Origin of the sequence: Niveispirillum sp. SYP-B3756 (genome assembly GCF_009495745.1) — a bacterium.
In the GTDB taxonomy this organism is placed as follows: domain Bacteria; phylum Pseudomonadota; class Alphaproteobacteria; order Azospirillales; family Azospirillaceae; genus Niveispirillum.
The window spans coordinates 1-3,783 of the sequence record NZ_WIDQ01000043.1; the positions used below are offsets into that span (position 1 = coordinate 1).

At 64.6% G+C, this 3,783-nt stretch carries 1 protein-coding gene; it reads right to left on the reverse strand.

The genetic code is table 11. The features are described from left to right. On the reverse strand, positions 1-3,783 hold a 3,783-nt coding region (locus tag GE253_RS25570), incomplete at both ends, for an Ig-like domain repeat protein (RefSeq protein ID WP_173012843.1).

Consider the following 3,783-nt stretch of genomic DNA (forward strand, 5'->3'; position numbering starts at 1 on the left):
TCTGACCGGTCAACGACCAGCTGTTCTGACCCACGGTGGTGGTGGCCGCCGTCCAGGTGGTGCCATCATCCAGCGACACATAAACCGTCTCGCCCGACGCGACGTTGGCCGACAGCGTGCCGCTGACGGTCTGCGCCGCCGTCTTGGTGATCCAATCGCTGTTGGTGCCGCCATTGGTCGCCGTATCCGCCGAGAAGGTGGCCGTGGCAATGGTGGTGGTCGGGGCCAGCGTGTCCAGCACATAGGCCTGGCTGTAGACGGTGCCGTCATTACCGGCCGTGTCTGAGACCTTCACCTTCAAGACGCTGCTGCCGGTCAACGTCTGACCGCTCAGCGACCAGCTGTTCTGACCCACGGTGGTCGTCGCCACCGTCCAGGTGCTGCCATTATCCAACGACACATAGACCGCCTCACCCGACGCGATGTTGGCCGACAGCGTGCCGCTGACGGTCTGCGCCGCCGTCTTGGTGATCCAGTCGCTGTTGGTGCCGCCATTGGCCGCCGTATCCGCCGAGAAGGAAGCCGTGGCGATGGTGTTGGTCGGGGTCAGCGTGTCCAGCACATAGGCCTGGCTGTAAACCGTGCCGTCATTGCCGGCCGTGTCGGCGACCTTGACCTTCAAGGTATTGGCACCGGTCAGGGTCTGACCGCTCAACGACCAGCTGTTCTGGCCAACCGTGGTCGTCGCCGCCGTCCAGGTGCTGCCATCATCCAGCGAGACATAGACCGTCTCGCCCGCCGCCAAGTTGGCCGACAGCGTGCCGCTGATCGTCTGATTGGCCGTGCTGGTGATGAAATCGCCGATTGTGCCGCTATCGGCCGAGAAGGCGGCCGTGGCGATGGTGGTGGTCGGCGCCGTGGTGTCCAGCACATAGGCCTGGCTGTAGACGGTGCCGTCATTACCGGCCGTGTCGGTAACCTTCACCTTCATGACGCTGCTGCCGGTCAGCGTCTGACCGGTCAACGACCAGCTGTTCTGCCCAACCGTGGTGGTGGCCGCCGTCCAGGTACTGCCATTATCCAACGACACATAGACCGCCTCACCTGACGCGACGTTGGCCGACAGCGTGCCGCTGACGGTCTGGCTGGTCGTCTTGGTGATCCAGTCGCTGTTGGTGCCGCCATTGGCCGCCGTATCCGCAGAGAAAGCCGCTGTGGCAATGGTCGTCGTCGGTGCCGTCGTGTCCAGCACATAGGCATGGCTGTAGACGGTGCCGTCATTACCGGCGGTGTCGGTGACCTTGACCTTCAGCGTGCTGGAACCGGTCAGCGTCCGGCCGGCCAGCGACCAGCTGTTCTGGCCAGTGGTTGCAGTCGCCGCCGTCCAGGTGCTGCCGTTATCCGTCGACACATAGACCGTCTCGCCCGCCGCCAGATTGGCCGACAAGGTGCCGCTGACGGTCTGCGCCGCCGTCTTGGTGATAAAGTCGCTGTTGGTGCCGCCATTGGCCACCGTGTCGGCCGAGAAGGCGGCTGTGGCGATGGTCGTCGTCGGTGCCGCCGTGTCGAGCACATAGGCCTGGCTGTAAACCGTGCCGTTATTACCGGCCGTGTCGGTGACCTTGACCTGCAAGGTATTGCTGCCGGTCAGCGTCTGGCCGCTCAACGACCAGGTGTTCTGGCCGGTCGTCGTGGTTGCGGCGATCCAGGTGGTGCCGCCATCCAGCGACACAGAAACCGTCTCACCCGTTGCCAGATTGGCCGACAGCGTGCCGCTGACGGTCTGCGCCGCCGTCTTGGTGATAAAGTCGCTGTTGGTGCCGCCATTGGCTGCCGTATCGGCCGAGAAGGCGGCCGTGGCGATGGTGTTGGTCGGGGCGATGGTGTCCAGCACGATCGCCTTGTTGGCTCCCAGCGAACCGGTGGCGCCCGGCGTCGCCAATGTCAGGACGGTGTTGTTGCCGGCGCTGTCCTGAAGGTTGGATGCGACCAGCGCCGCCGTGCTTACGTAATCCAGGTCGGCAGCGTTGTCGCCGGCATGGACCGTGTAGCTGAAGGTGAGCGTGTCGGTGCCCGAACCACTGGTGTAAATAGCATAACGCGTGCTGGCCGAGCCGGTGGCCAAAGTGATCGAGGGCGTGCCGGGAACATAGACGGCTTCGGAGAAGGAGACCTGGATCGAGATCGTCGCGCCGGTCTTGTAGGCGCCGTCGGCGGTCGACGAGGTGACCCCCGTCACGGTCGGCGCCGTGGTGTCCAGCACATAGGCCTGGCTGTAGACGGTGCCGTCATTGCCGGCGATGTCGGCGACCTTCACCTTCAGCGTGTTGGAGCCGGTCAGCGTCTGCCCGGCCAGCGACCAGGCGCTCTGCCCGACCGAAGCGGTGGCCGCCGTCCAGGTGGTGCCGCCGTCCAGCGAGACATAAACGGTCTCGCCCGAGGAGAGGCTGGTGGAGAGGGTGCCGCTGACGGTCTGCGCGGCGGTCTTGGTGATGAAATCGCCCGCCGTGCGGGTGTCGGCCGAGAAGGCGGCAGTGGCGATGGTCGTCGTTGGCGCCAACGTGTCCAGCACATAGGCCTGGCTGTAGACGGTGCCGTCATTGCCGGCCGTGTCGGTGACCTTGACCTTCATGACACTGCTGCCGGTCAGCGTCTGGCCGCTCAACGACCAGCTGTTCTGACCAACGGTAGTGGTCGCCGCCGTCCAGGTGCTGCCATTATCCAGCGACACATAGACCGTCTCTCCCGCAGACACGTTGGCCGACAGCGTACCGCTGACCGTCTGCGCCGCCGTCTTGGTGATCCAATCCGTGTTGGTGCCGCCATTGGCCGCCGTATCCGCAGAGAAAGCCGCTGTGGCAATGGTCGTCGTCGGCGCCGTCGTGTCCAGCACATAGGCCTGGCTGTAGACCGTGCTGTCATTACCGGCGGTGTCGGTCACCTTCACCTTCAGCGTGCTGGAACCGGTCAGCGTCTGGCCGGCGAGCGACCAGCTATTCTGGCCGACTGTTGTGGTCGCCGCCGTCCAATTGGTGCCGCCATCCAGCGACACATAAACCGTCTCACCAGATGCGACGTTGGCAGACAGCGTACCGCTGACCGTCTGCGCCGCCGTCTTGGTGATCCAGTCGCTGTTGGTGCCGCCATTGGCCGCACTGTCGGCCGAGAAGGCGGCTGTGGCAATGGTGTTGGTCGGTGCCGTGGTGTCCAGCACATAGGCCTGGCTGTAGACGGTGCCGTCATTGCCGGCCGTGTCGGCGACCTTCACCTTCAAGGTATTGCTGCCGGTCAGCGTCTGGCCACTCAACGACCAGCTGTTCTGACCAACCGTGGCGGTGGCTGCCGTCCAGGTGGAACCGCCATCCGTCGACACATAAACCGTCTCACCCGAGGACAGATTGGCCGACAAGGTGCCGCTGACGGTCTGGCTGGCCGTCTTGGTGATCCAATCGCTGTTGGTGCCACCATTGGCCGCCGTGTCGGCCGAGAAGGCGGCCGTGGCGACGCTGGTCGTCGGCGCCAACGTGTCCAGCACATAGGCCTGGCTGTAGACGGTGCCGTCATTGCCGGCGAGGTCGGTGACCTTGACCTTCATGACACTGCTGCCGGTCAGCGTCTGGCCGCTCAGCGACCAGCTGTTCTGACCAACGGTAGTGGTCGCCGCCGTCCAGGTGCTGCCATTATCCAGCGACACATAAACCGTCTCACCCGCAGACACGTTGGCCGACAGCGTACCGCTGACCGTCTGCGCCGCCGTCTTGGTGATCCAATCCGTGTTGGTGCCACCATTGGCGGCCGTATCCGCCGAGAAGGAAGCCGTGGCGATGGTCTTTGTCGGCGCCG